This window comes from Spectribacter hydrogenoxidans, assembly GCF_031846275.1.
GTDB classification, from domain to species: Bacteria; Pseudomonadota; Gammaproteobacteria; order Nevskiales; family Salinisphaeraceae; genus Spectribacter; species Spectribacter hydrogenoxidans.
Genome location: NZ_JAVRIB010000006.1, coordinates 84,149 through 109,977, shown reverse-complemented (window position 1 = coordinate 109,977; position 25,829 = coordinate 84,149). Strand labels below are relative to the sequence as shown.

General features: G+C 68.2%; 27 protein-coding genes. 21 read left to right on the top strand and 6 right to left on the bottom strand.

Annotated elements, in window-relative coordinates:
* Positions 1-10 precede the first annotated feature (10 nt).
* Genes RM532_RS07340 through RM532_RS07320 form a run of 5 tightly spaced genes read left to right on the top strand, consistent with a single transcriptional unit; the run spans position 11 to position 3,607 of the window.
* On the top strand, positions 11-331 hold the full coding sequence (locus RM532_RS07340; protein ID WP_349255282.1) for a tetratricopeptide repeat protein: 321 nt from the start codon (positions 11-13) through the stop codon (positions 329-331).
* A complete protein-coding gene (locus tag RM532_RS07335) occupies positions 331-1,272 on the top strand; it encodes a homoserine kinase (protein ID WP_311652578.1) in 942 nt (313 codons plus the stop codon). Before RM532_RS07340 ends, RM532_RS07335 begins: the two co-directional genes overlap by 1 nt.
* A complete protein-coding gene (locus tag RM532_RS07330; RefSeq protein WP_311652577.1) occupies positions 1,272-1,802 on the top strand; it encodes a TRAP transporter small permease subunit in 531 nt (176 codons plus the stop codon). The genes RM532_RS07335 and RM532_RS07330 overlap by 1 nt, the downstream gene beginning before the upstream one ends.
* The gene (locus RM532_RS07325; protein ID WP_311652576.1) at positions 1,793-3,163 is read left to right on the top strand and encodes a TRAP transporter large permease; all 1,371 of its coding nucleotides are present in this window, start codon (positions 1,793-1,795) and stop codon (positions 3,161-3,163) included. Before RM532_RS07330 ends, RM532_RS07325 begins: the two co-directional genes overlap by 10 nt.
* 12 nt (positions 3,164-3,175) lie before the next feature.
* Positions 3,176-3,607, top strand: a complete 432-nt coding sequence (locus RM532_RS07320) for a GNAT family N-acetyltransferase (RefSeq protein WP_311652575.1) — start codon at positions 3,176-3,178, stop codon at positions 3,605-3,607.
* A gap of 50 nt (positions 3,608-3,657) precedes the next feature.
* On the opposite strand, the gene RM532_RS07315 is transcribed toward RM532_RS07320, so the two are convergent.
* A complete protein-coding gene (locus RM532_RS07315) occupies positions 3,658-4,740 on the bottom strand; it encodes a TRAP transporter substrate-binding protein (protein WP_311652574.1) in 1,083 nt (360 codons plus the stop codon).
* 342 nt (positions 4,741-5,082) lie between these two features.
* On the opposite strand from RM532_RS07315, the gene dtd reads away from it, so the two are divergent.
* The 5 genes from dtd (at position 5,083) to hisF (ending at position 8,451) form a co-directional block, all read left to right on the top strand.
* Positions 5,083-5,520, top strand: coding sequence for a D-aminoacyl-tRNA deacylase (gene dtd, locus RM532_RS07310; protein WP_311652573.1), 438 nt, complete (start codon positions 5,083-5,085; stop codon positions 5,518-5,520).
* Between the two features lie 86 nt (positions 5,521-5,606).
* Positions 5,607-6,200 (top strand): imidazoleglycerol-phosphate dehydratase HisB, encoded by a 594-nt coding sequence (hisB, locus tag RM532_RS07305; RefSeq protein ID WP_311652572.1) that lies wholly within the window; start codon positions 5,607-5,609, stop codon positions 6,198-6,200.
* 35 nt (positions 6,201-6,235) lie between these two features.
* Entirely contained in the window at positions 6,236-6,880 is a 645-nt protein-coding gene (gene hisH / locus RM532_RS07300) for an imidazole glycerol phosphate synthase subunit HisH (protein WP_311652571.1), read from the top strand.
* 45 nt (positions 6,881-6,925) lie between these two features.
* Positions 6,926-7,669, top strand: a complete 744-nt coding sequence (gene hisA, locus RM532_RS07295; protein WP_311652570.1) for a 1-(5-phosphoribosyl)-5-[(5-phosphoribosylamino)methylideneamino]imidazole-4-carboxamide isomerase — start codon at positions 6,926-6,928, stop codon at positions 7,667-7,669.
* On the top strand, positions 7,666-8,451 hold the full coding sequence (gene hisF / locus RM532_RS07290) for an imidazole glycerol phosphate synthase subunit HisF (protein ID WP_311652569.1): 786 nt from the start codon (positions 7,666-7,668) through the stop codon (positions 8,449-8,451). The genes hisA and hisF overlap by 4 nt, the downstream gene beginning before the upstream one ends.
* Here hisF and rsmB read toward each other — a convergent pair.
* Genes rsmB through def form a run of 3 tightly spaced genes read right to left on the bottom strand, consistent with a single transcriptional unit; the run spans position 8,442 to position 11,209 of the window.
* Complete coding sequence (rsmB, locus tag RM532_RS07285) at positions 8,442-9,749, bottom strand: 16S rRNA (cytosine(967)-C(5))-methyltransferase RsmB (protein ID WP_311652567.1); 1,308 nt, start codon at positions 9,747-9,749, stop codon at positions 8,442-8,444. The two genes, hisF and rsmB, sit on opposite strands and share 10 nt — an antisense overlap.
* Complete coding sequence (gene fmt / locus RM532_RS07280; RefSeq protein ID WP_311652566.1) at positions 9,742-10,668, bottom strand: methionyl-tRNA formyltransferase; 927 nt, start codon at positions 10,666-10,668, stop codon at positions 9,742-9,744. The genes rsmB and fmt overlap by 8 nt, the downstream gene beginning before the upstream one ends.
* A gap of 37 nt (positions 10,669-10,705) precedes the next feature.
* A complete protein-coding gene (gene def / locus RM532_RS07275; protein WP_311652565.1) occupies positions 10,706-11,209 on the bottom strand; it encodes a peptide deformylase in 504 nt (167 codons plus the stop codon).
* A 162-nt stretch (positions 11,210-11,371) separates the two neighbouring features.
* Here def and RM532_RS07270 point away from each other — a divergent pair, with 162 nt between their 5' ends.
* The 7 genes from RM532_RS07270 (at position 11,372) to RM532_RS07240 (ending at position 19,138) form a co-directional block, all read left to right on the top strand.
* Positions 11,372-12,496 carry a LysM peptidoglycan-binding domain-containing protein gene (locus RM532_RS07270; protein ID WP_311652564.1) on the top strand — a complete coding sequence of 375 codons (1,125 nt, stop codon included), beginning with the start codon at positions 11,372-11,374 and terminating at the stop codon, positions 12,494-12,496.
* A complete protein-coding gene (dprA, locus tag RM532_RS07265; protein ID WP_311652563.1) occupies positions 12,493-13,626 on the top strand; it encodes a DNA-processing protein DprA in 1,134 nt (377 codons plus the stop codon). Before RM532_RS07270 ends, dprA begins: the two co-directional genes overlap by 4 nt.
* 4 nt (positions 13,627-13,630) lie before the next feature.
* Positions 13,631-14,110: a Smg family protein gene (locus RM532_RS07260; RefSeq protein WP_311652562.1), complete on the top strand. Its 480-nt coding sequence runs from the start codon at positions 13,631-13,633 to the stop codon at positions 14,108-14,110.
* Between the two features lie 118 nt (positions 14,111-14,228).
* Positions 14,229-16,550, top strand: a complete 2,322-nt coding sequence (locus RM532_RS07255) for a DNA topoisomerase I (protein ID WP_311652560.1) — start codon at positions 14,229-14,231, stop codon at positions 16,548-16,550.
* A 90-nt stretch (positions 16,551-16,640) separates the two neighbouring features.
* On the top strand, positions 16,641-17,228 hold the full coding sequence (locus RM532_RS07250) for an L-threonylcarbamoyladenylate synthase (protein ID WP_311652559.1): 588 nt from the start codon (positions 16,641-16,643) through the stop codon (positions 17,226-17,228).
* On the top strand, positions 17,225-18,136 hold the full coding sequence (gene hemF / locus RM532_RS07245) for an oxygen-dependent coproporphyrinogen oxidase (protein ID WP_311652558.1): 912 nt from the start codon (positions 17,225-17,227) through the stop codon (positions 18,134-18,136). Before RM532_RS07250 ends, hemF begins: the two co-directional genes overlap by 4 nt.
* A 27-nt stretch (positions 18,137-18,163) precedes the next feature.
* Positions 18,164-19,138: a hydrogen peroxide-inducible genes activator gene (locus tag RM532_RS07240; protein ID WP_311652557.1), complete on the top strand. Its 975-nt coding sequence runs from the start codon at positions 18,164-18,166 to the stop codon at positions 19,136-19,138.
* 15 nt (positions 19,139-19,153) lie between these two features.
* Here RM532_RS07240 and RM532_RS07235 read toward each other — a convergent pair whose 3' ends face one another.
* On the bottom strand, positions 19,154-19,948 hold the full coding sequence (locus RM532_RS07235) for a sulfite exporter TauE/SafE family protein (RefSeq protein ID WP_311652556.1): 795 nt from the start codon (positions 19,946-19,948) through the stop codon (positions 19,154-19,156).
* A gap of 63 nt (positions 19,949-20,011) precedes the next feature.
* Here RM532_RS07235 and RM532_RS07230 point away from each other — a divergent pair, with 63 nt between their 5' ends.
* Genes RM532_RS07230 through RM532_RS07220 form a run of 3 tightly spaced genes read left to right on the top strand, consistent with a single transcriptional unit; the run spans position 20,012 to position 24,119 of the window.
* Positions 20,012-21,961, top strand: a complete 1,950-nt coding sequence (locus RM532_RS07230; protein WP_311652555.1) for a transglycosylase SLT domain-containing protein — start codon at positions 20,012-20,014, stop codon at positions 21,959-21,961.
* The gene (locus RM532_RS07225) at positions 21,958-22,908 is read left to right on the top strand and encodes a complex I NDUFA9 subunit family protein (protein WP_311652554.1); all 951 of its coding nucleotides are present in this window, start codon (positions 21,958-21,960) and stop codon (positions 22,906-22,908) included. Before RM532_RS07230 ends, RM532_RS07225 begins: the two co-directional genes overlap by 4 nt.
* Positions 22,908-24,119 (top strand): multifunctional CCA addition/repair protein, encoded by a 1,212-nt coding sequence (locus tag RM532_RS07220; protein WP_311652553.1) that lies wholly within the window; start codon positions 22,908-22,910, stop codon positions 24,117-24,119. Before RM532_RS07225 ends, RM532_RS07220 begins: the two co-directional genes overlap by 1 nt.
* 19 nt (positions 24,120-24,138) lie before the next feature.
* On the opposite strand, the gene RM532_RS07215 is transcribed toward RM532_RS07220, so the two are convergent.
* The gene (locus RM532_RS07215) at positions 24,139-24,945 is read right to left on the bottom strand and encodes an undecaprenyl-diphosphate phosphatase (RefSeq protein ID WP_311652551.1); all 807 of its coding nucleotides are present in this window, start codon (positions 24,943-24,945) and stop codon (positions 24,139-24,141) included.
* Positions 24,946-25,065: 120 nt separating this feature from the next.
* Between RM532_RS07215 and RM532_RS07210 the strand changes: the two genes are divergently transcribed.
* Positions 25,066-25,791 carry an SDR family oxidoreductase gene (locus RM532_RS07210; RefSeq protein ID WP_311652550.1) on the top strand — a complete coding sequence of 242 codons (726 nt, stop codon included), beginning with the start codon at positions 25,066-25,068 and terminating at the stop codon, positions 25,789-25,791.
* Positions 25,792-25,829 lie beyond the last annotated feature (38 nt).

The following is a 25,829-nucleotide window of genomic DNA, read 5'->3' as shown; positions in this document are numbered from 1 at the left end:
TCCCGGCCCCATGGGCATGCGGGCGAAACTCGAGGCAATGCTGGAAGGCGGGCAGGACACCGCCCTGCTGCGCTTTTCCCTCGGCGAACTCTGTGTGAAGGAGGGAGACGCCGATGCCGCCGTCACCCATCTGCAAAAGGCGGTGACACTCGACTCGGATTACTCCGCGGCCTGGAAATGCCTGGGCCGCGCGCTGGCCGACGCCGGCCGCAGTGACGAGGCGGCAGACGCTTTCGAGCAGGGCATTGCCGTGGCCGAGGCGCGGGGTGACCACCAGGCGGCCAAGGAGATGCGCGTGTTCGCCCGGCGGCTGGCGCGCGGCAACGCCTGATGTCGGTCTACACCCGCCTGACCTCCGAGGACATCGACCGCCTGCTGAGCGACTACGCCATCGGCGAACTGGAATATTTCGAGGGCATTTCCGAAGGCATCACCAACACCAACTACTTCGTCGACACCACCCTCGGGCGCTGGGTGCTGACGCTGTTCGAGGCCCTCGAACCCGGGGAACTACCCTTCTACCTCAATCTGATGGACCACCTCGCGGGCCTGGGCGTGCCCGGCGCGCATCCGGTGGCCCGGCGTGACGGCGGCTTCCTGTCACACCTGGCGGGGCGCCCGGCCGCTCTGGTCTACCGATTGCGGGGCCGCAGCCTGGTGTCGCCCGATCCGGCCCACTGCGCCGCCCTCGGCGCCACCGTGGCGGAACTGCACCGGGCCGGCGAGTCCTTCCCCGACCGCCAGGCCAACAGCCGCGGGCTGGGCTGGATCGAAGCCACCCGCGACACGCTGGCCGGCCACCTGAGCGCCGGGGACAAGGCCCTGCTGGACGACGAGATCGCCTTCCAGCAGGCCTTCGACTACGCCCCGCTGCCCTGCGGCGTGATCCATGCCGACCTGTTCCGCGACAACGTGCTGTTCGAGGACCGCCACGTCTCCGGACTGATCGACTTCTATTACGCTTGTTACGACCACTGGCTGTTCGATCTCGCCGTGATCTGCAACGACTGGTGCTACCGGCCCAACGGTACGCATCTGCCCGAGCAGTGGCGGGCCATCGTCGATGCCTACCGTCGGCGCCGGCCATTCGCTCCGGCCGAGAATGATGCCTGGCCGGCAATGCTGCGGGCCGCGGCGCTGCGCTTCTGGGTCTCGCGCCTGGCCGACTGGCACTTCCCCCAGTCCGGCCACGACACCCACCAGAAGGATCCACAGCCCTTTGCGGAACTGCTGATCGCCCATCGGGACGCACCACCCCGCCTGCTCAACTGATGACCCGGCTCGCCCGGCTGGTGGCCGGCATCGACGCGGTGAACAACGCCATCGGCCGCGGCGTGGCCTGGCTGACCCTGGCGATGGTACTGGCCGACGCCCTGGTGGTGGGGCTACGTTACGGCTTCGGCATCGGCTGGACCGGGCTGCAGGAGAGCGTGACCTACATGCACGCCACCGTATTCCTCCTGGCCGCGGCCTATGCCCTCAACCGGGACGACCATGTTCGGGTGGACATCTTTCAGCGGCAGTGGTCGCTCCGCCGGCGCGCCCTGGTCGACCTGCTGGGCAGCCTGTGCCTGCTGCTGCCGGTGGCGGTGACCCTGGCCGCACTCAGCCTCGGCTATGTCGCCGACGCCTGGCGGCGGATGGAAACCTCGGCCCAGCCCGGCGGCCTGCCCTTCGTGTATCTGCTCAAGACACTGATCCTGGTGGTGGCTGCGCAGCTGGCCGCCGCGGCCCTGGCCCGGGCCGGACATAGTTGGCTGACCCTGCGCGACAACCCGACCGAGGCCGGTTCATGGCGCTGATCGCCGGGCTGATATTCGCGGTGGTCTGCCTGGTCCTGCTGGCCGGCTATCCGGTGGCTTTCACCCTGGGCGGCGTGGCCCTGCTGTTCGGGCTGGGCGGCGCGGCCGCGGGGGCGTTTCCGGCCGGCGAACTGCTCGCCCTGCCGAGCCGCGTGTTCGGGATCATGACCAACGAAACCCTCATCGCGGTGCCGCTGTTCGTGTTCATGGGAGTGATGCTGGAGCGCTCGCAGATCGCCCGGGAACTACTCGAAGCCACGGCCGCCCTGTTCGGCCGGCGCCGCGGTGGTCTTGGTATCACCGTGGTGCTCGTCGGGGCCCTGCTGGCAGCCTCCACCGGCATCGTCGGGGCGACGGTGGTGACCATGGGGCTGCTGGCCCTGCCCACCATGCTGCGCCGGGGCTACGACCCGGCACTGGCCGCCGGCACCATCTGCGCGGCCGGCACCCTGGGACAGGTGATTCCGCCCTCGATCATGCTGGTGCTGCTGGGCGACGTGATTGCCTCGGCCTACCAGCAGGCCCAATCCACCATGGGTGTTTTCAGCATGCAGACGGTGTCCGTGGGCGATCTGTTCGTGGGCGCGTTGATTCCGGGCCTGCTGACCGTGGCGGCCTATCTGCTGTATCTGCTGTTCGTGGCCTGGCGCTGGCCGGCGACCATGCCCGCGGTGCCCGACGACGAACGTGGCAAACACACCGGCCTGGTTCTGATCACCCGACTGCTGTCGCCGCTGGCCCTGATTGTGGCGGTGCTGGGATCGATCATGATCGGCGCGGCCACTCCCACCGAGGCCGCCGCCATCGGAGCGCTGGGCGCCATGCTGCTGGCTGCGGCGCGGGGACGACTCGGTCGCACCGAACTCACCGCCGTAACCGACCGGACCGCCCGTCTGACCAGCATGGTGTTCATGATCCTGATCGGCGCCTCGCTGTTCTCGCTGGTGTTTTCGGCCTACGGCGGCGACCATGCCGTCCACGAGTTGCTCGATAGCCTGCCGGGCGGGGCGCTGGGGGCCATGCTGGTCGTGATGGCGGCGATGTTCCTGCTCGGTTTCATCCTCGACTTCATCGAGATCACCTTCGTGGTGGTGCCTATCGTGGCGCCCGCCCTACTGGCCATGGGGCTCGACCCGATCTGGCTCGGGGTGATGATGGCGATCAACCTGCAGACCTCGTTTCTCACCCCGCCCTTCGGCTTCGCGCTGTTCTACCTGCGCGGGGTGGCGCCGGCATCACTGGAAACCGGGGCGATCTATCGTGGCGTGGTGCCGTTCATCCTGATCCAGTTGGGCATGCTGGGACTGCTGGCCGCCTGGCCCGGCCTGGTGACCTGGTTGCCGGGCCTGGTCTATCGATAGCCGGGTGAGCGGATGCGCCTTGCGTTTCAGCCGTATCGGGCCGGCGACAAACCCTATCTCTGGACGACCTACGTCGAGGCAATGAAGCCACATATCTCGAGGATGTGGGGATGGGATGCGGCATGGCAGGAAAACGACTTCGCGAAGGGCTTGCGGAGGTACGAGACGCTGGTGCTGGAGGATAGCGATTGCCGGCTCGGCTATCTCCAGGTCAGGAACAATCGCGACAGCACCTTCATCGCCATGATCATTCTCGAGCCGGGATGCCGCTCACGCGGATACGGCCCGACAGTACTCGACAAGCTGCAAAACGAACGCCCCGGCAAGCCACTAACCCTGCGCTGCTTCCGAGTGAATACGGCCGCCTACCAGTTCTATATCCGGTGCGGGTTCCGCGTGGTCAGGACGGACGATTACTTCATCGCCATGCACCGGCCCGCCTGACGATGGCGGTCCGCCGCGCCATGACGACGTTGACTGGTCCGCGATAGCCCCTACGGTCGGAGTTCCAGGATGGCGGCCTCGCCGAGCGCGGTCCAGTCCCGGGCGCGGGCGGCGAAATCCCGGTAGGCGCCGTGCACGCGGCCGGCGAAGGCGTCCCCGGCCACCAATTCTTCCAGTACCCCAGGCGTGGCCTCGCGCAGGGCCGCCAGAATGTCATCGGGAAACCGATGCAGCGTTACCGCATGCTCGTCGACCAGCGAACGCAACGCCCGCTGATTATTCGCCCGCATCTGTGCCTGCATGTGGCGGCCGGCGGCCATGCAGGCAGTGCTGACCACCGTCTGCAGTCGTTCGGGCAGGGCCGACCAGGCCGGCTTGTTGACAATGGCCTCGAGGTTGCCGCACGGCTCGTGCCAGCCTGGGTAATAGTAATGGCGGGCGATCTTGTGAAAGCCGAAGGCCAGATCGTTGTAGGGGCCGACCCATTCCGCGGCATCGATCACGCCCTGCTGCAGCGAAGTGAACAGTTCGCTGCCGGGGATGTTCACGGTGGTCACATCCAGCGCTTGCAGTACCTCGCCGCCCAGCCCGGGCATGCGCACCTTAAGCTGTCGCAGCCCGTCCAGATCGGCCACCGGCTCACGGAACCAGCCGCCCATCTGGGTGCCGGTGTCGCCGGCCTCGAAGGGCACCAGATCAAACTCGGCATAGAGCTCCCGCCACAATTCCATCCCGCCACCGACGTGCAGCCAGGCCTGCATCTCCGAAGCGGTCATGCCGAACGGCACCGCAGTGAAGAAGGGCGTGGCCGGGGACTTGCCCTTCCAGTAATACGCCGCCCCGTGGCCCATCTGCGCCGCCCCGCGTGACACCGCATCGAACACTTCCAGCGCCGGCACCCGCTCGCCGGCGCCGTAGACCCGCACCGTGAGTTCACCATCGGACATCCGGGTGATCAGATCCGCCAGATGCTGGGCAGCCGTGCCCAGCCCGGGGAAGTTCTTCGGCCAGGTGGTCACCATGTTCCAGGTGATGGACTCGCGGGCCGGCGCCGGGCCGGCATCGCCGGTGCGTCCGCAGGCACTTGCAAGGCCGCCGGCGCCCAGCGCCAGCATCAGGTCACGGCGTTTCATCAGCAACTCCCGGCACAACAGGATTCACGAGCCCGGAGTGTACCCAAGCCGAGCATTAACCCGCCGCACGAAAAGGCCCGACACCGCAGGGGGGCGCGGTGCCGGGCCAAGGGGTAGCCGTGCTAGGCTAGCGGAGGCGAGACAGCAGGCGAGTCCCGTAGCCTGTCATCCGGTCCTGATCCATCCATGGATGCCTCCCGCGCCGACCTCATTCCGTCCGTGGAGTCCAGTGGCATCGGCACAGAGGAAGCTTGGCAGGATCGGCGCAAACCGCCTATCGGACGATCCAGCGATGATCTGTGAGCATTTTCCGACACCGAACAAGCCCGGCGGCCGGCAGCCATGATCGGTCTGCTGCAGCGGGTGACCCGGGCCGGCGTCGACATCGAGGGCGAGACGGTGGCCCGTATCGAGACCGGACTGCTGGTGCTGGTGGCAGTCAACCCCGAGGACACGCCGGCCGCCGCACAGCGGCTGGCCGAACGCCTGCTGACCTATCGGGTGTTCCCCGATCCGAACGGCCGCATGAATCTGGCGCTGGCCGACACTGGCGGCGGACTGCTGCTGGTACCGCAGTTCACCCTGGCGGCGCGCACCGACAAGGGCACCCGCGCCAGCTTCACCAGCGCGGCACCACCGGATCAGGCGCGGGCGCTGTTCGAGACGCTGGTGACCGCTGCCCGGGGACGCCATGCCGATGTACAGGCCGGTCGTTTCGGGGCCGACATGGCGGTGTCCCTGACCAATGACGGGCCGGTAACCTTCTGGCTGGAAACGTAACCGGACGCCGCGAAGAGTTTCACCCCGCCGCGCCACGGCGTATCATGACTGAAACCGCGGTGTGTCCCGCCCCCAAGACAGTAGCCATGACCACGCGAACCGCCGACATTCGCCGGGAAACCCGGGAAACGCGCATCCGCCTGACCCTGGACCTGGACGGCACCGGCAAGGCCCGGCTGGATACGGGGATTCCCTTTCTCGACCACATGCTGGAGCAGATCGCCCGGCACGGGCTGGTGGACCTGACCATCGAGGCCAGCGGCGATCTGGAGGTCGACGATCATCACACGGTGGAGGACGTCGGCATTTGCCTGGGGCAGGCACTGGCGGAAGCCCTCGGCGACAAGGCCGGCATCGCCCGCTACGGTCATGCCTATGTACCGCTCGACGAAGCCCTGTCCCGCGTGGTGGTCGACCTGTCCGGCCGACCCGGCCTGCAGTACGCCGTGGACTATCCGCGTGAGCGCATCGGCCGCTTCGACGTCGATCTGGTCCGGGAGTTCTTCCAGGGACTGGTCAACCACGCCCGCATGACGCTGCACATCGACGGCCTGCGCGGCTTCAACGCGCATCACGTCGCCGAAACTGTGTTCAAGGCCTTCGGCCGCGCGCTGCGCGTGGCGGTGGAACGCGACGCCCGGCTGGGTGATGCCACACCATCGACCAAGGGCTCTCTCTAGGGTTCATCCGTTCACGCGATCAGGGGCGACTGACGATGGCCACGGTGGGCATCATTGATTACGGCATGGGCAATCTGCATTCGATTGCCAAGGCACTGCAGTACGTGGCCGGCGACGAGCAGATCGAGGTGCACTACGACCCGGATGTGCTGGCCAAGACCGACCGCCTGGTGCTGCCCGGTGTGGGCGCGATCGGCCACTGCATGGCGGAACTGCACCGACTGGAACTCGACGCCATGGTGCGCGAACAACTCGGCACCAAGCCGCTGCTGGGCGTATGCCTAGGTATCGAGGTGCTGATGACCTACTCCGCGGAAAGCGGCGGGGTGCAGGGCCTGGGTGCCTTCCCTGGCGAGGCGGTACGCTTTCCCGATCCCGATCATCAGCCGGACGGCGTGCGGCGCAAGATCCCGCACATGGGATGGAATCAGGTGCGCCAGGAACGCAGCCATCCGCTGTGGAAGGACATCGCGCCCAACAGCTGGTTCTACTTCGTGCACAGCTACTACGTGGCGCCCAAGGACGAGCGCCACGTGGCCGGCACCACGGAGTACGGTCACCGCTTCGCCTCGGTGATACTGCGCGACCAGGTATTCGCGGTGCAGTTTCACCCGGAGAAGAGCCAGTCCGCCGGCCTGCAACTGCTGGCCAACTTCCTGGAATGGGACGGCGCTGCCTGATCGCGATCGGGCGCTTATCGATACAACAACGAGTCGGAGGAGATCGTGCTGCTTATTCCCGCCATCGACATCAAGGACGGCAAGTGCGTGCGCCTGCGCCAGGGACGCATGGACGATGTCACGGTGTTCGACGAAGACCCCGCCGCCGTGGCGGAACGCTGGCTGGCCGCCGGGGCCGACCGCATCCATGTGGTGGACCTGGACGGCGCCACCGCCGGCAAGCCGGTCAACAAGGTAGCGGTCGAACGCATCATCCGCGCCTGCGGCCAGGTGCCGGTGCAGGTAGGCGGCGGCATCCGCAACGAGGAAGCCATCGACACCTACCTGGAACTGGGCGTGGAATACGTCATTCTGGGGACCCGGGCAATCAAGGAACCGCACTTCGTGTCCGACGTCGGCGTGGAATTCGCCGGCCACGTGATCGTCGGCCTCGATGCCCGTAACGGCAAGGTGGCCACCGATGGCTGGTCCAAGCTGTCCAACCATGACGTGCTCGATCTGGCCCAGCAGTTCGAGCGCGATGGCGTGGTGGCCATCATCCACACCGACATCGCCCGCGACGGCATGATGGAAGGCCTGAACATCGAGGCCACCCGCGAACTGGCCAGCGCCATCACCATCCCGGTGCTGGCCTCCGGCGGGGTCACCACGCTGGCCGACATCGAGGCCCTGTGCGACGCCGAGGAAGATGGCGTGGCCGGCGCCGTGATCGGCCGCGCGCTCTACGAAGGCGGCCTGGATCTGGCCGCCGCCCGCAAGCTGGTCGAGGAACGCCAACAGGCATCATGAGTCTTTCCAAGCGCATCATCCCCTGCCTGGACATCGACAAGGGCCGGGTGGTCAAGGGCGTCAAGTTTCTCGAGATCCGCGACGCCGGCGATCCGGTGGAAATCGCCCGCCGCTACGACCAGCAGGGGGCCGACGAGCTCGTGTTTCTTGACATCACCGCCTCCCACGAAGCCCGCGACACCCTGATCGACGTGGTGGAACGGGTGGCCGGCGCGGTTTTCATCCCATTGACCGTGGGCGGCGGCGTCAAGACCCTTCCGGACGTGCGCCGCTTGCTGCAGGCCGGCGCCGACAAGGTGTCCATCAACACCGCCGCCATCGCCCGGCCGGAATTCGTCACCGAAGCCGCCGACCGCTTCGGTCAGCAATGCATCGTGGTGGCCATCGACGCCAAGCGCGTCAACAAGAAAAAGGAAGAACCCCGCTGGGAGGTGTTCACCCATGGCGGCCGCAAGTCCACCGGACTGGATGCAGTGGAGTGGGCACAGCGCATGGTGACCAACGGCGCCGGGGAACTGCTGGTGACCAGCATGGATGCCGACGGCACCAAGACCGGCTTCGACCTCAAACTGACGCGGGCGATTTCCGAATCCGTGGACGTACCGGTGATCGCGTCCGGCGGGGTCGGCTCGCTGGAACACCTGCATGATGGCCTGGAAGTGGGCCGCGCGGATGCCGTACTGGCCGCCAGCATCTTCCATTTCGGCGAATACACCATCCAGCAGGCCAAGGGCTATCTGGCCGAGCGCGGGGTGTGTGTACGGGACGCGATCTACCGCTGATGCCCGATCACCGCGTAGAAGAACCCGTCCATGTCGGCCTCGCCCGGCGCAATGCGCCGTCCCGCCCCGGCGGTTTCGCCCCAGTCCTCGGCGATGGGAAGCGGCCGGGCCGCCGGCTGATCCCCGCAGAATCCGGCTACCGCTTCGGCGCCCTCGACCGCCAGTACCGAACAGGTGGCGTAGACCAGCCGCCCGCCGGGCGCCAGCAGCGGCCAGAGTGCATCCAGCAGCGCCCGCTGGCGCACCGCCAGCGCGGCCGGGTCGGTCTGTCGTCGCAGCCACTTGATGTCCGGATGCCGCCGGATCACGCCGGTACCGGTGCAGGGGGCGTCGATCAGGATGCGATCGAAGGGGCGACCGTCCCACCAGTCATCGACTACCATCGCATCGGCGGCCTGTAGCGTCGCACCGTCACGCAGGCCGAGCCGGCCCAGAGTTTCGGCAACCCGCTCAAGCCGGTTCGGGTCGCTGTCCAGAGCCACCAGTTCGCAATCGACCAACTCCAGGCAATGGGCGGCCTTGCCCCCGGGCGCGCTGCAGGCATCCAGCACGCGCATGCCCGGTTCAATCGCCAGCAGTGCTGCGGCCAGTTGAGCCGCAGCGTCCTGTACGGACACATCGCCGTCGGCGAATCCCGGTAATGACGTGACACCCACCGGCGCATCCAGCGCCAGGGCCTCTGCCGCATGCAGATGCGGGTGAGCGACCATGCCCGCCGCATGCAGCCGGTCCCGATACGCGTCCCGCGGGGCGCGCCGGGTATTCACCCGCAGCGTCATGGGTGCCGGCTGATTATTGGCCACCAGCAACGCCGGCCAGTTATCCGGCCAGTCCTCGCGCAGGCGTGCCACCAGCCAGTCGGGATGGGAGTGCTGCACGCCAGGGGCGTCCGGCAGAGCCGCAATCCGCTCCCGGGATTCGCGCTGGAAGCGCCGCAGCACGGCGTTGACCAGACCCCGATGCTGCGGCTTCTTGAGGGGGCCGGTGGCCGCTACAGTGGCATGCACGGCGGCATGAGGCGGGATCCGCATGGCGGTCAACTGATGGAAGCCGACCAGGATCAGTGCAAGAACGGACCGCGGCGGCGGCCGGCGCAGCAGCCCGTCGGCGATTGTCGCCAGACGACGATAATCACGAATCACCCCATAGGCCAGCGCCGCGGCCAGGCTCTGATCGGCCGCGGCCAGACCCGTCTGGGCGGCGGGCAGCACCGCGTCCAGGCTTTGCCCCTGCAGCACCCCGGCTACCGCCCGGGCGGCGGCGGCACGGGTGGCGGCGCCGTCATCGGCCTCACTCAAAACGCTTGCCGACCAGGGGACGGCCACGCGCGACCTCGGCCGCAGGCAGCCGCCGCCGGCCGGGCCACTGCAGTTCGGTGATCCGCAGCTGTCCGTTGCCCGTGGCCACGTCGATGCCGGCTGCGTCGGCTGCCACCACGGTACCGGGATCGGCCTCGGCGGCGCCACCGATGGCTTCAGCACGCCAGACTCGGACGCGCTCGCCGTCGAGTCCCCCGTGGGCCACCGGCCAGGGGTTGAAGGCCCGCACCGCCCGCGACAGGGATACCGCCGACTGGCGCCAGTCCAGCGCGGCTTCCGCCTTGTCCAGCCGCCGGGCATGGGTCGCCGCGGCCTCGTCCTGGACCCGCCCGGCAACCTCGCCCCGGGCGAGCGCGTCCAGCATTGCCGGCAGCATCCCGCCGCCCAGCCCGGCCAGCCGATCGTGCAGTTCCCCCGCTGTCTCGCCGGGGCCAATCGCGGTGGCTTCCTGCGCCAGGATGTCCCCGGTATCCAGCCCCCTGGCCATGCGCATCAGCGTGATGCCGGTAAGCGAGTCCCCGGCCAGGATGGCCCGGGCAATCGGCGCGGCCCCACGCCAGCGCGGCAGCAGCGATGCGTGCACATTGATGCAGCCCTGCGCCGGCAGCGACAGCATCCAGCCGGGCAGGAGCAGACCATAGGCCGCCACCACCGCCAGGTCCGGCCGCAGGGCGCGGATCTCGTCCTCGCCGTGACGGGCGCGCAACGTTTCCGGCTGCAGCACCGGCATGCCCAGTTCCAGCGCCCGCTGCTTGATCGGCGATGCCTGCAAGTGCCGGCCCCGACCCGCCGGACGATCCGGCTGGGTCATCACGCCGACCAGTTCGTGCCCGCTGTCTGCCACCGCATCCAGGCTCGGCAGGGCGAACCCGGGTGTGCCGGCGAACAGGATTCTCACGCTTGCCTCCCGGCTGGGGCACCGATCCGCATCCGGATCACGCCTCCCGCTTTCGGGTCTTTTCCAGCTTGCGCCGGATGCGCTGCTGCTTGAGTCGCGAGAGCAGGTCGATGTAGAGCCCGCCGTCGAGGTGGCCGATCTCGTGCTGCACGCACTGCGCCAGCAGATCCTCGGCGTCCATCTCGTAGGGCTCGCCGTCGCGATCCAGCGCGCGGAACCGCACCCGGCGGTAACGGGTGACCTTGTCGTAGTGTTCCGGCACCGACAGGCAGCCCTCATCCACCGTCACCGGTTCCTCGGCACTCAGGATTTCCGGATTGATCATGACGATGGGCATGTTCCTGTCTTCCGAGCAATCCATCACCGCCACCCGCCTGGCCACGCCCACCTGGGTGGCCGCCAGGCCCACACCCGGCGCGTCGTACATGGTCTCGAACATGTCCTCTATGAAGCTATGCAGATCGCGGTCGATATCCTCGATGGATTCGGCCACCTCCCGCAGGCGCGGATCCGGGTGATGCAATATGGTCAGTAGGGCCATCGGTGGTCTGCTGCTGTGAGACTGGAAACTGCTAGAGTAAAAGCGCTGCCGGGCCGGGGCGGATGCCCGGCAGCATTCGCCAGGATGGCCATGGGGAGCCACGTGCAATCAAACCACAAGTATAACCGTTCGTTACGCCGGCTTTGGGCCGCCTGCGGCCTGGTGATAGCCATCGTCGGTGCCACCGGCTGTGCTACCGGCACCCCGGCGGGGACCGAATCGTCCCGCGATCAGGCAGCAGCCGATCAGACCCGGCCGCTGCCCGACAAGCAGCCCCCGGCCACGCGGGCCCGCGACCCGCGCCCGGCGCCACGGCTGTCCGCCGACGTCGATGAGAGCGAGCCGCTGCGCTATGTGGTCAAGCGGGGCGACACGCTATGGGACATCGCGGACTACTTCCTCGCCGACCCCTGGTACTGGCCGGAACTTTGGTATGCCAATCCGGACATCGCCAATCCCCACCTGATCTATCCCGGCGACATTCTGGAGTTGGTGTGGGTGGACGGCCGTCCGCAGCTGCGGCGTGCCGAACCACGACGCGGCGAGCGCCTGTCCCCCGAGGTACGCGAACAGCCGATCGACGCTGCCATTCCCACCATTCCGCTGGACGCTATCCGGCAGTTCCTCAACGGTCCGCGCCTGGTCACCGAAGAGGAACTGGATGAAGCCCCCTACGTGATCCACTTCCTGGACGAACACCTGATCGGCGGCACCGGCGACGAGCTGTATGTGCGCAAGGCCGACGCCGCGGATGGTGATGACTACGCCCTGGTCCGGCCGGGCCAGCGCTATATCGACCCGGACAACGGCGAACTGCTGGGCTACGAGGCGATCCCGGTGGGCCGGGTCACCATGAGCGCCTTCGCCGATGTGTCGACCGGCACGCTGCAGCGCAGCTTCCGGGAATCCCTGGTCGGCGACCGACTGCTGCCATTGACCGACGAAACCCTGCTGGCGTCGGATTTCTATCCCCATGCCCCGGAACAGCCGGTGGACGGGCGCCTGATCGCGGTATTCGACGGGGTGTCCGAGATCGGCCAGTACCAGATCGTGGTGCTCAACCGCGGCGAAGTGGACGGCATCGAGCGCGGCCACGTGCTGGACATCCTGCAGACCGGCCGGCAGGCCCGCGATCCACTCACCGGCGAGCGGCTGACGCTGCCCGCTCTCAAGGCCGGCACGCTGATGGTGTTCGATGTCGAACAGGAACTGTCGTTCGCGCTGGTGATGCAGGCCACCCGCGCCGTGCACGTACGGGACAGCGTGCGCAATCCCTCGGATTCGTGACCCCGGCGGCAGCGCTTCGGGACTGGCTCGCGCTCGCCCGCTGCCCCGGACTGGGCCCGCGGGTGGCCCAACGCCTGCTTGCCGCCTGCGGGGGCGACCCCCGGAGCGTGCTGTCAGCCTCGCGCACTACCTGGCGGGATGCCGGACTCAGCCAGGCCGGCTGCGACTGGCTGGCAAAGCCGGACGAGCAGGCCCTGACGGAAGACAAGGCCTGGCTGGAGGCTGCCGACGATCGCCACTTCATCCACTGGCAGGACAGCCGCTACCCGCCTGGCCTGGCGGCGATCGACGATCCCCCGCCCTGGCTGTTCGCCATCGGTGATACCGATCTGCTGGCGGTGCCCGGTCTGGCCATCGTGGGCAGCCGCAACCCCACCCCGGGCGGTCGGGAGAACGCCACCGACTTCGCCCGGGAACTGGCGGCCGGCGGGCTGTCGATCGTCAGCGGTCTGGCCAGCGGCATCGACACCGCCGCCCACCAGGGAGCCCTGGCCGCTCGGGGCATGACGGTAGCGGTCTGCGGTACCGGGCTGGACCGCGTCTACCCGGCACGCAACCGGGACCTGGCCCGGCAGATCGGCAGCCAGGGCCTGCTGTTGTCGGAGTTCCACCTGGGCACTGAAGCCCGTCCCGGCCATTTCCCCCGCCGCAACCGCCTGATTGCCGGCCTGACCCTCGGCACGCTGGTGGTAGAGGCGGCGCGCGCCAGCGGCTCATTGATCACCGCCCGGCTGGCCTCGGAAGCCGGCCGCGAGGTATTCGCCATTCCCGGATCGATCCACAACCCGCTGGCGCGGGGCTGCCATCAGCTGATTCGCGACGGCGCCACCCTGGTGGAGTCGGCCGCCGACATCCTGGCCGAGATCGGCCACCGCCTGCCGGCCGACGCCCCCGTGGCGACGATACCGGAACCCGAATCCGCGACCGCCACACCGGCCGATTCGGACCAGAAACGCCTGCTCGACGCCATGGGGGACGGCCCCACCCGCGTCGATGAACTGGTGGCCCGCACCGCGTTGACCCCCGAGGCCGTATCCTCCATGCTGCTCATTATGGAGTTGCAAGGCTTGGTCGCGACCGCTCCCGGCGGCGCATTCACCCGGACGCGCGAATCGTTCCGATTCGACTAGGCGCATGAACGAAAACATCCTCGACGTCCTGCTCTACCTGTTCGAGAACTATCCGAACAATGAGTTGCAGGACGATATCGCGCTGCGCGACGACCTCGACGAAGCCGGCTTTCTGCCAGAGGAGGTGGACGACGCCTTCGCGTGGCTGCGCGGCACCGATGCCGGCCGCCAGCACCTGCTGGGCGTACCGGGCGATCACGCCATCCGGCTGTATGCGGACATCGAACTGGAACGCCTGAGTGCCGACTGCCAGGGCTACCTGCTGCGACTCCAGCACCACGGCATTCTCTCGGGCGCCATCCGCGAGGTGGTAATCGACCGTCTCATGGCGCTGGCCGACGAGGACGGCCCCGACAACGGGGTGATCGAGCTGGAACAGCTCAAGTGGGTGGTAATGATGGTCCTGTCCAGCCAGGCCGACGATGCCGCCTACGCCCGCATGGAAGCCATGCTGCACGCCGAGGACGCAGTTCCGGCCCACTAGGCATCCGGGCCACTCGGCCGGATTTGACCACCAGCATTGTCTCGCGTCGCCGCAAACGCCTGTGCTAGTGTTCGCGCGCTTCGACCGCTGACCGCCATTTCCACATTCATGGACATTGATGGGCCGTAATCTCGTCATCGTCGAATCGCCGGCCAAGGCCCGGACGATCGAGAAATACCTGGGCAAGGACTTCGAGGTCCTGGCGTCGTACGGCCATGTGCGCGACCTGGTGCCCAAGGAGGGCGCGGTCGACACCGAGCACGACTTTGCCATGCGTTACGACGTGATCGATCGCAACGCCAAGCACGTGGACAAGATCGCCAAGTCCCTGGCCAAGGCCGATGCCCTCTACCTGGCCACAGACCCGGACCGCGAAGGCGAAGCCATTGCCTGGCATCTGCTCGAACTGCTGCGCGAACGCGGCAAGATCAAGGACAAGCCGGTCAGGCGGGTGGTGTTTCACGAGATCACCTCACGAGCGGTCAAGGAAGCGGTGGCCAATCCGCGCGAGATTTCCGCCGATCTGGTCAACGCCCAGCAGGCGCGGCGGGCGCTGGATTACCTGGTGGGTTTCAATCTGTCGCCACTGCTGTGGCGCAAGGTGCAGCGCGGCCTGTCCGCCGGCCGCGTGCAGAGCCCCTCGCTGCGACTGATCTGCGAACGCGAAGCCGCCATTGAGGCGTTCGAACCCCGCGAGTACTGGAAGATCGAGGCCCGCGCCGACAAGGACGGTCAGGCCTTCGGGGCGCGGCTTTACGAATACGACGGCGACAAGGTCGAGCAGTTCACGGTCACCTCCGTCGGGCAGGCGGAAACCGTTGAGAAGGCGCTGCGCGAGGCCGCCAACGGCGAGCTTGCAGTCAGCAAGGTCGACAAGAAGCAGCGCAAGCGCAATCCGGCGCCGCCGTTCACCACCTCGACCCTGCAGCAGGACGCGTCGCGCAAGCTCGGCTTCACCGCCGTACGCACCATGCGCACCGCCCAGCAGCTCTACGAGGGCATCGACCTCGACGGCGAGGCCATCGGCCTGATCACTTACATGCGGACCGATTCGGTCAGCCTAGCCAATGACGCGGTCAGCGAGATGCGCGAGACCATCGGCAAGCGCTATGGCGACAAGGCGCTGCCGGACGCGCCGCGAACGTTCAAGACCAAGTCCAAGAACGCGCAGGAAGCCCACGAGGCGATCCGCCCCACCGCCAGCGCCCGCACGCCGGACGTCATGAAGACGCACCTGACCACCGACCAGGCCCGACTCTACGAGCTGATCTGGCAGCGGGCGGTGGCCAGCCAGATGCAGCACGCACTGTTCGACACCGTGGCCGCCGATCTGGCCGCGGGACCGCACCTGTTCCGTGCCACCGGCCAGACCCTGCGCGACCCGGGCTTCCTCGCCGTCTACCAGGAAGGCAAGGACGAGGTCGACGACAGCGACGACGACAAGCGGCTGCCGGCACTCACCGAAGGCGAAACCCTGGCCCTGGCCGACATCGTCACCACCCAGCACTTCACCGAGCCGCCGCCGCGCTACACCGAGGCCTCGCTGGTGAAGACGCTGGAGGAATACGATATCGGGCGCCCGTCGACCTATGCCTCGATCATCTCCACGCTGCTCGACCGCGAGTACGTGGAAATGGACGGCAAGGCGTTCCTGCCCACCTCGCTGGGCAAGATCGTGAACAAGTTCCTGACCGACCACTTCACCCGCTATGTGGACTACGACTTCACCGCGGCGCTGGAGGATGATCTCGACGCCATTTCCCGCGGCGAGCGGGAATGGAAGCCGTTGCTGGCAGATTTCTGGAAGCGTTTCTCCGAACAGATCGAATCCAAGCAGGACCTTTCCCGCGAGGAAGTGGCCCAAGCCCGCGAACTCGGCACCGACCCGGAATCCGGCAAGCCGGTGATCGTGCGGCTGGGCAAGTACGGGCCTTTCGTGCAGATCGGCAGCAAGGACGACGAGGAAAAGCCGAAGTTCGCCGGCCTGCGACCGGGTCAGGACATGGACAAAATCACCCTCGACGAGGCGATGGTGCTGTTCACCCTGCCCCGCGATCTGGGGGAAACCCCGGAAGGCGAGGAAATGCAGGTCAACGTCGGCCGCTTTGGCCCCTACGTGCGCTACGGCAGCAAGTTCGCCTCGCTCAAGGAGGACGACCCCTACACCATCGGCCGCGACCGCGCGCTGGAAGTGGTGGCCGAGAAGAAGGAGGCCGACGCCAAGAAGCTGATCCGCGAATTCGACGGCAGCAAGACGCGCATCCTGCACGGGCCGTACGGGCCTTACATTACCAACGGCAAGAAAAACGCCCGCGTGCCCAAGGAAACCGAAGACCCGGCCAAGCTGACCCTCGACGAGTGCGAGGCACTTCTCGCCGCGGCCCCCGAACGCAAGGCACGCAAGCGCGGCGGCCGGCGCAAGGCAGCCGCCCGCAAGTAGCACCGGTGCCCACCCTGCAATCACCGTGACCCCGCCCTTCACCGATATCAGGCTTCCGCCGGGCCGCGGCGCTGCATCGAGGGGATGACAATGCCGGACAACCTCGCGGCCGACCGCTACCCCGGATCGCCCTGGCGGCTGGGTCACGCGATCCGGATACTGAACGCCGGCGGGCTGATCACCCACCCCACCGAGGGCGTCTGGGGGCTGGCCTGCGACCCGCTGGATCCGGCTGCGGTCCTTAACCTGCTGACCGTCAAGCGGCGTGCGCCCGCCAAGGGGCTGATCCTGATCGCGCATACCGCCGAGGCCCTGATGCAGTTCCTGGACGGCGAGCCACCCGCCATGGCCCGCGAAAGCTGGCCCGGCCCGGCCACCTGGCTTCTGCCCGCCGCGCCCGGCATCCCCGACTGGCTCACCGGCGGCCGAACCACCTTGGCCGTGCGCGTTACCGACCACCCGCTGGCGGCCGCCCTGTGCCGCGCCTGGGGCGGCCCGCTGGTATCGACCAGCGCCAACCGCACCGGCCATCCGCCGGCCCTGCACGGCTGGCAGGTGCGGGCCGCGCTCGGTGATCACGTCGACTTGGTTCTGGCCGGCGATCTGCAGCACCCGGGCCGGCCCAGCACCATCCGGGACGGCGCCGGCCACACCGTCCGCGCGTCCGGCAACGCATGACGGGGACGGTCAATGCCGATGCCGTGGTGGCCTATTTGCAGGGGCTGCAAGACGACATCTGCCGTACCCTGGGCGGGTTCGAGGCCGAGGCGACGTTCCGCCAGGACGTGTGGACACGCAAGGCCGGCGGCGGGGGCGACACCCGCATCCTGGCCGACGGCGACGTACTGGAACGCGCCGGCGTGGGCTTTTCACGCATCACCGGCGACTCGCTGCCGGCTGCCGCGTCAGCCCGCCGTCCGGAGCTGGCCGGCCGGCGGTTCATGGCCACCGGTGTCTCGGTGGTGGTGCACCCCCGCAACCCCTTTGCCCCAACCGCCCATGCCAACGTGCGCTTCTTCATCGCCGAAAGCGATGACGCGCCGCCGGTATGGTGGTTCGGCGGCGGCTTCGATCTGACGCCCTATTACGGCTTCAACGAGGACGCACGCCATTGGCACGCCACTGCCCGGGATCTATGCGCGCCGTTCGGGGACGATGTCTATCCCCGCTTCAAGCACTGGTGCGACGAGTACTTCTACCTCCCCCACCGCGACGAGCGCCGTGGCATCGGCGGCCTGTTCTTCGATGATCTGGACGAATGGGGCTTTGCCCACTGCTTCGAGTTCCTGCAGGCCGTGGGCCACGGCTTCCTCGATGCCTATGCCCCCATCCTCGACCGCCGCCGGCACCAACCCTGGGGCGAGCGGGAGCGGGACTTCCAGCTCTACCGTCGCGGCCGCTACGTGGAGTTCAACCTGGTCTACGACCGGGGCACATTGTTCGGGTTGCAGTCGAAGGGGCGCACCGAGTCGATCCTGATGTCGATGCCCCCGTTGGCCGGGTGGCGCTATGATTGGCAACCGTCACCCGGTAGCGAGGAGGCCCGGCTCTACGAGCACTTCCTGCAGCCTCGCGACTGGGTCTGATCCCACGCCCGGAGCCTGTCGCTCGTCATGACCCTCACCGAACTGCGTTATCTGGTCGCGCTGGACAAGGAACGCCACTTCGGCCGGGCGGCGGAACGCGCATTCGTCAGCCAGCCGACCCTGTCGGTGGCGGTCAGGAAGCTGGAAGCCGAACTCGGCATCGCCATCTTCGAACGCAACCGTGGAGAAGCCGCAGTGACCCCGGTGGGCCGACGCCTGATCGATCAGGCGTATCGTGTGCTCTCGGAAGTGGACACCCTCACCGCGATCGCCGCCAGTGGCAAGGACGAGCTGCAGGGGCCGCTGCGGCTGGGGGTGATCTATACCGTCGGTCCCTATCTGCTGCCGCACCTCATTCCGACCCTGCGCACCCAGGTCCCCAACATGCCGCTGGTGATCGAGGAGAACTTCACCCGCAACCTGTCGCAGCAGCTGCGGGCCAACGAACTTGACGCCATCATCGTGGCACTGCCCTTCAGCCAGCCCGGTCTGCTCGGCTGGCCGCTCTACGACGAGCCGTTCGTGGTGGTGCTGCCGCAGGGCCACCCATGGGAAAAGCGGGATGCGATCGAAGCCAACGCCCTGTCGGGCGAGGAACTGCTGCTGCTCGGCCCCGGCCACTGCTTCCGTGACCAGGTGCTGGAGGCCTGTCCCGACTGCAATGAAACCGACCCCGATCAGCAGCCGCGGGCCGGCTCCAGCCTGGAGACCATCCGCCACATGGTTGCCAGCGGACTGGGGATCACGGTGCTGCCGCAGTCCTCCATCGACGACCGCAACCGCGACGAGCAGCCGCTGCTGACCACCCGGCCATTCGCCGGCAACGGACCGACCCGCCGTGTGGCGCTGGTCTGGCGCCGCAGTTTTCCCCGCCCGCGGGCCATCGCCGCCCTGCGTCAGGCGATCGTCGACTGCGAACTGGGCGGGGTCACGCTGCTGAAATCCGCGGTGCCGATGGACGCCGGCGACGCACCGATCAATATAGAAACCATGACGCTGTGACGTCCTGTCAGACGGTCACGCCGTCAGCAGCATGTCCAGCCCGACGATCATCAACAGCACGGCGAACGCCCGTCGCAGCCAGTTGCCCGGCAGATGGTGGGCCAGCCGCGCACCCAGCGGCGTGAATACGAGGCTGCCAAGCACGATGCCGGCCACTGCCAGCGGCTGCACGAAGCCGATGCTCCAGGCGCCGCGGCCCGGCTCGTCCAGGCCCGCCCAGATCATGCCGACGGTCCCCGCCCACGCGATCGGCATGCCGCAGGCCGCGGAAGTTCCCACCGCCCGGGCCATCGGTAGTCGGCACCAGGACAGGAACGGCACGGTCAGCGACCCCCCGCCGATGCCGAGCAGGGCCGACAGCCCGCCGATGCCCCCGCCCACACCAATCAACCCGGCCTTGCCGGGCAATTCGCGCGACGGCGGGGGCTTCATCTCGATGAACATGCGTACCGCCATGAGGATGGCCGCCACGCCGATCAGCCGCTGCAGAAACAGGCTGGAGACGCTGTCCGCCACCGCCGCGCCCGCCAGCGCCCCGGCGATCATGCCCGGCGCCAGCCAGCGGAACGCCAGCCAGTCGACCCCGCCCCGGCGGTGATGGGCCTGGGCGGAGTTGATCGCGATCAGGCTCACGCAGGCCAGCGACGTGCCCACCGCCAGATGCGCAAGGGTGTCGCCACTCACCCCCAGCGGCGGCAGCAGATAGATCAGCGCCGGCACCATCACCAGACCGCCGCCGATACCGAACAGACCGGCCAGCAGGCCGGCGAGCATGCCCACCAGGGCGAAAATCAGTAACGACAGGAGCATGTCCGCAGTTTACGCCATCGGTTACACTCGGCAGCCCAATCCGGCGGTGAATCGCAAAGCCCGATGCGCCTGTTCCCGACACTCTGCGCGCTGCTGCTGACAACCGGCGCCCAGGCCCTGGCCCCCGAGGCCGCGCGCGATCTGTTCCGCGACCTGGAAGCCGCCGTGGCACAGGGTGAACTGGCCCAGCAACAGGACGCGCTGGTCGAGCTGGCCGACTACCCCCTCACGCCCTATCTACTGGCCGATGACCTGCGGCGCCGGCTGCGGCGCGCACCGGACCCGGCGCTCGATGATCAGATCGATGCTTTCCTGACCGAACACGAACCGATGCCGCCGGTTCGCCGGCTGCGCCAGACCTGGCTCGACAGTCTGGCCGAACGCAGCCATTGGGCCCGACTGCTGGATGAAGTCCGGGAGGACGACAGCACCGCGCTACAGTGTCATGCCATCCATGCCCGCATCCAGTTGAACCGGGCATCCGAGGCCGAACTCACGGCGCAGGCCCTGGCCTTCTGGCATCGCGGACGCAGCCAGCCGGAGGCCTGCGATCCGGTATTCGCCTGGCTGGAAAAGCGCGGCGAACTGACCCGGGATCGGGTCGTTGCCCGCGCCCGGCTGGCGGTGCTCGAGGATCAGACCGGCCTCGCCCGCTATCTGGCCCGACAACTGCCCGAGACGGACCAGCCCTCCATCCGCCGCTGGCTCGACGCGGTCCGCAATCCCGGGGAACTGCGGCACATCGAGAACCTGGACGGCGACATCGCGGCGCACGCGTACAAGAAACTGGCACTGCGCGACCTCGAGGGGGCGGGTGACCTCCTGCCAGCGCTGGTGCAACGCTTCGACCTCGATGCCGGACAGCGTCACGAGATGCAGCGCTGGACCGCCCTGCTGCACGGCCAGGGCCACAACGACGAGGCGCTGGACTGGTTCGCCCGGCTCGACCCCGAACGCATGGACGACTTCGCCCGTGGCTGGCACGTGCGCAGCGCGATCCGTCAGCGCGCCTGGGACACGGCCCTGGCAGTCATCGATGCCATGCCCGCGGATCAGCAGGATGAAGAGGAATGGCGCTACTGGCGGGCCCGCAGCCTGGCCGCGACCGGCCGTGGCGAAGCCGCCAACCAGCTCTATGCGGCGCTGACCAGGGAACGCTCTTATCACGGCTACCTGGCTGCCGACCGGCTGGACCTGCCTTACGACTTCAACCCGAACCCACTGACACCCGATGCCGAAAGCCAACGCCGGCTGCGCGACACCCCCGCGCTGCAGCGGGCCCGCGAACTGCGGGCACTGGCGCGTGAATACCCGGCCCGCGCCGAATGGCGCCTGGGCACGCGCGATCTGTCGCCGGCCATGCTCGAGCAGGCAGCGCTGCTGGCCTTCGACTGGGAATGGCACCCCCTGGCCATTATCACTCTGGCGGAGAGCGGCTATTGGGATGACCTGGACATCCGCTACCCGCTGCACCTGCGCGACGCGGCGGCCAGCGCGGCCGACAATCGCGGCCTGGAACCGGCGCTGATCCTCGCCATCATGCGCACGGAAAGTCTGTTCATGGCCAATGCCCACTCCCCCGCCGGGGCCGTCGGCCTGATGCAGCTGATGCCCGCCACCGCCAGGCGCGTGGCCGAGGACATCGGGGCGCCCCGGCCCGGGATTGCGGACCTGGAAACGCCAGCCACCAACATCCGGCTGGGGACCCGTTACCTGGACCAGATGCTCGAACGCTTTGACCGCCAGTCGGCGCTGGCCATGGCGGCCTACAACGCCGGCCCGCACCGGGTGGACCGCTGGTTGCCGGAGGAGACGATGCCGGCCGATATCTGGGTGGAGAATATCGCCTACACCGAGACCCGCGAGTATGTGAAGCGCGCCTTTTCCCATCTGATCGTCTTTCGCATGCGGCTGGGTCAGCCGGTGGGCCGGCTGTCGGAACTGATGCCCGCGGTGCCCGCAGCGCAGAAGATGGAGGCCGCCCGCGAGGCGGCCGACGAACGGGAGTCATGACCCCCGACGCCCCCCGACGCATCGGCGTGATTGGCGGCACCGGCTTCGTCGGCCGGGTGCTGTGCCGGCGCCTGCGCGCCGACGGCCACCGGCTGGTGGTGGTCACTCGCCACGCCCGCCGCCACGACGATCTGGATGACGGTGACAACCTGCGGCTGCTGGAGGGCAACGCGTCCGACGCCCATTTCCTGGAGCACGCTTTCACCGGCTGCGACACCGCCATCAACCTGGCCGGGATTCTCAACGAGCGGGGCAACAGCGGGCGGGAATTCCGCTCGGTGCATGTAGAGCTGCCGCGGGTGCTGGGCCGGGTGGCCAAGAGCCTCGGCGTGCGCCGGGTGCTACACATGAGTGCACTGGGCGCCCGGGCCGGGGGTGCGCCCAGCCGCTATCTGCGTTCCAAGGGGGAAGGCGGTAACGCGTTGCAGGTGGAACTGGGCGGAGCCGTGGGCTGGACCATCTTCCGGCCGTCGGTGATATTCGGCCCGGGCGACGACTTCACCCGCCGTTTCGCCCGCCTCCTGCGGCTGGCGCCGGGGGTGTTTCCGCTGGCCTGTCCGGATGCCCGGTTCGCCCCGGCCTACGTCGAGGACGTGGCCGAAGCCTTCGCCCGCAGCCTGGACAACGACCGGGTCGACCGCCAGCGCCTGGCCCTGTGTGGCCCGGAGGAATACAGCCTGCGCGAGATCGTCGCGCTGGTGGGCGATATCACCGGCCACCGGCGCCGCATCCTGCCCCTCTCCGATCGGATGGCGAAGCTGCAGGCCACCCTCATGGAACGCTTCCCGGGCAAGCCGTTCTCCCGCGACAACTACCTGTCGCTGCAGATCGACAGCGTTTGCAAGTCGGGCAGCGGCGATCGCGAGGGGTTTGCCGAGCTCGGCATCCGGCCGCAGGCCATGCCCGGCCTGGTGCGGGGTTACCTGGGCACCCGGGACCAGGGCTGATGCAGACCTACCTGGTAGGCGGGGCGGTGCGCGACCGCCTGCTGGGCCTCGACATCACCGAACGCGACTGGGTTGTGGTGGGCGCCACCCCGGACCGGATGACCGCCGCCGGCTTCCGCCCGGTAGGACGGGATTTTCCGGTATTCCTGCATCCGGATACCGGCGAGGAATACGCACTGGCGCGTACCGAGCGCAAGGCCGGCCGCGGTTACCACGGGTTCGTGTTTCACGCGGGGCCCGAGGTCAGCCTCAGCGAAGACCTGCAGCGCCGCGATCTCACCGTCAACGCCATGGCCGAGGACGAAGGGGGCCGGCTGATCGACCCGCATGACGGCCGTACCGATCTGGCAAACCGGGTGCTGCGCCACGTGTCGCCGGCATTCGTCGAAGACCCCGTGCGGCTGCTGCGGGTGGCCCGGTTCTACGCCCGCTTTCGTCCGCTGGGTTTCCGTGTGGCCCCGGAAACCCTGCAATTGCTGCGCCGGATGGTGGACAACGGCGAAGTGGACCATCTGGTTCCCGAGCGGGTCTGGGCCGAAATGCAACGCAGCCTGGCGCTCGACGAGCCGCAGCATTTCTTCCGTCTGCTGCGCGACACCGGCGCCCTGGCCCGATTACTGCCGGAACTCGACGCCCTGTTCGGCGTGCCCCAGCCGCCCCGCCACCACCCCGAAATCGACACCGGCGAGCACACCCTGATGGCCCTGGCGCAGGCGGTGAGGCTGGACGCGTCACCCGCGGTTCGCTTCGCGGTGCTCTGCCACGATTTCGGCAAGGCCCTGACGCCGGTGGACAAGCTGCCCTCGCACCCAGGCCACGAGGCGGCCGGCGTCGAACCCGTTTGCGCCGCCTGCGAACGGCTGGGCGTACCCCGGGCCTGGCGGGAGCTGGCGCTGCTGGTAACCCGCTGGCACCTGCATGTCCACCGCGCGGACCAACTGCGGCCGGCCAAACTGCTGGATCTGCTGCAGGCGGCTGACGCCTTTCGCCGCCCCGAAAGGCTGGACGATCTCCTGCTGGCCTGCGAGGCTGACGCCCGCGGGCGCACGGGGCTGGAGGATCGCCACTACGCCCCGCCGGCCCGCGTGCGGCAGGCTCTGACCGCCGCCGCGACCGTGGACGCCGGCCGGTTCGCGGCCGAAGGACTGAAAGGGCCGGCCATCGGCGCCGCGTTGCGCCGGGCCCGCATCGAGGCAATTGACATCGTCTAATCCGCAATCGACAGGGCTTTCACCCCTCGAAGCCGAATACCGCCAGCAACACCACCCCCAGCACGATGCGGTAGATCACGAACGGCATCATCCCCATGCGCTGTAGCAACGCCAGAAACAGGTGAATGGTGATCCAGGCAGCGACCGCTGCCAGTAGCGCCGCCAGGCTGAGCATGGCCCAGGGCGCGGCCACCGGTTCGGCGATCAGCTGCACGGCTTCGTAGGCAATCGCTGCCACGGTAATCGGCATGGCCAGGAAGAACGACACCCGCGCCGCATCCTGACGCGACAGCCCCAGGGCGCGACCGGCCATGATGGTCATCCCGGAGCGCGACGCGCCCGGAATCAGCGCCAGGGCCTGAGCCAGACCGATCCCCAGAAACCCTCGCAGCCCCAAGTCAACCACCGCGCGGCCGCTGCGTGCCCGCCAGTCCACCCAGCCCAGCAGGACGCCGAACACGATACTGGCCAGCGCCACGATCCAGGGCTGGCGCATGACCGACTCGCCGCTGATGCCCAGCCAGGTCCCGGCTGCCACCGCGGGAATAGTCGCCAGAATGACGCCCCAGGCCAAGCGGGCATCGGGATCAAGGCTGCGTCCGGCCAGGCTCCCGGTCCAGGCGAGCAGCATCCGCGCCACGTCCTCCCGGAAGTAGCCCAGAACCGCAACCAGCGTGCCCAGATGCACCGCCAGATCGAACGCCAGCCCCTGATCGGGCCAGCCGGTGACCACCGGCACCAGAATCAGGTGGGCCGAGGAGGAGATCGGCAGGAATTCGGTCACACCCTGAATCAGGGCAAGTACCAGAAGCTGCAGCAGGTCCATTGCGTCCCTTGAGGCATCGATTTCGCGGGGTGGGGCGGCGCCGATGGGCGGTTTCGCTACACTGTGACCCGACGTGCCGGGTCGTGGCCCGCATCATACCCAGCCGAGGATGTCCTGTCCGTGTCCAGCGATCGACTTCCCGTTTTCATCACCGGTGCGGGCCGCAATGTCGGGGCCCACATCGCCCGCCGGCTGCTAGCCGACGGCGTGCCGGTTATTGCCCATTACCGCACGCCTACCGACGAGGTGGATGCCCTGTCAACTGCCGGCGCCGTTGTCATCCGGGGATCGCTCGACGACGAGGCCAGTATCCGCACGGTGGCGGACGCGGTGATGGCTCATTCCCCGCGCCTGTCCGGCCTGATCCACAACGCCTCGCGCTTCGAACCCACCCCGAACGACACCAGGTCTGCAGCCGCCGACTTCGCCGACTACTGGGCCATCCACATGCTCGCCCCCTATCTGTTGACCACCCTGCTGACCCCGGCGCTGGCGCCCGCGGGCGACCGGGCCTCGGATGTGGTGATGATCACCGACATCTATGCGGACGACCCGACGCCAAAGCACGACGTGTACTGCGCCACCAAGGCGGGCCTGCAGAACCTGGCGCTATCATTTGCCAAGCGCCTGGGTCCGGGCATCAAGGTCAACGTCATCCAGCCGGGGCCGATCAGCTTCACCAACTGGCACAAGCCCGACGACCAACAACGGATCCTGGCCGACACCCTCCTGGGCCGGGCCGGCAATCCCGAGGCGATCTACCAGGCGGTGCGCGCGCTGATGGACAATGACTACATCACCGGCGCCATCCTGCCGGTGGATGGCGGACGCCGGCTGGGCCGATGAGCGGACAATCCCCAGCCGGCCGCCGTGGCCCGGACAGC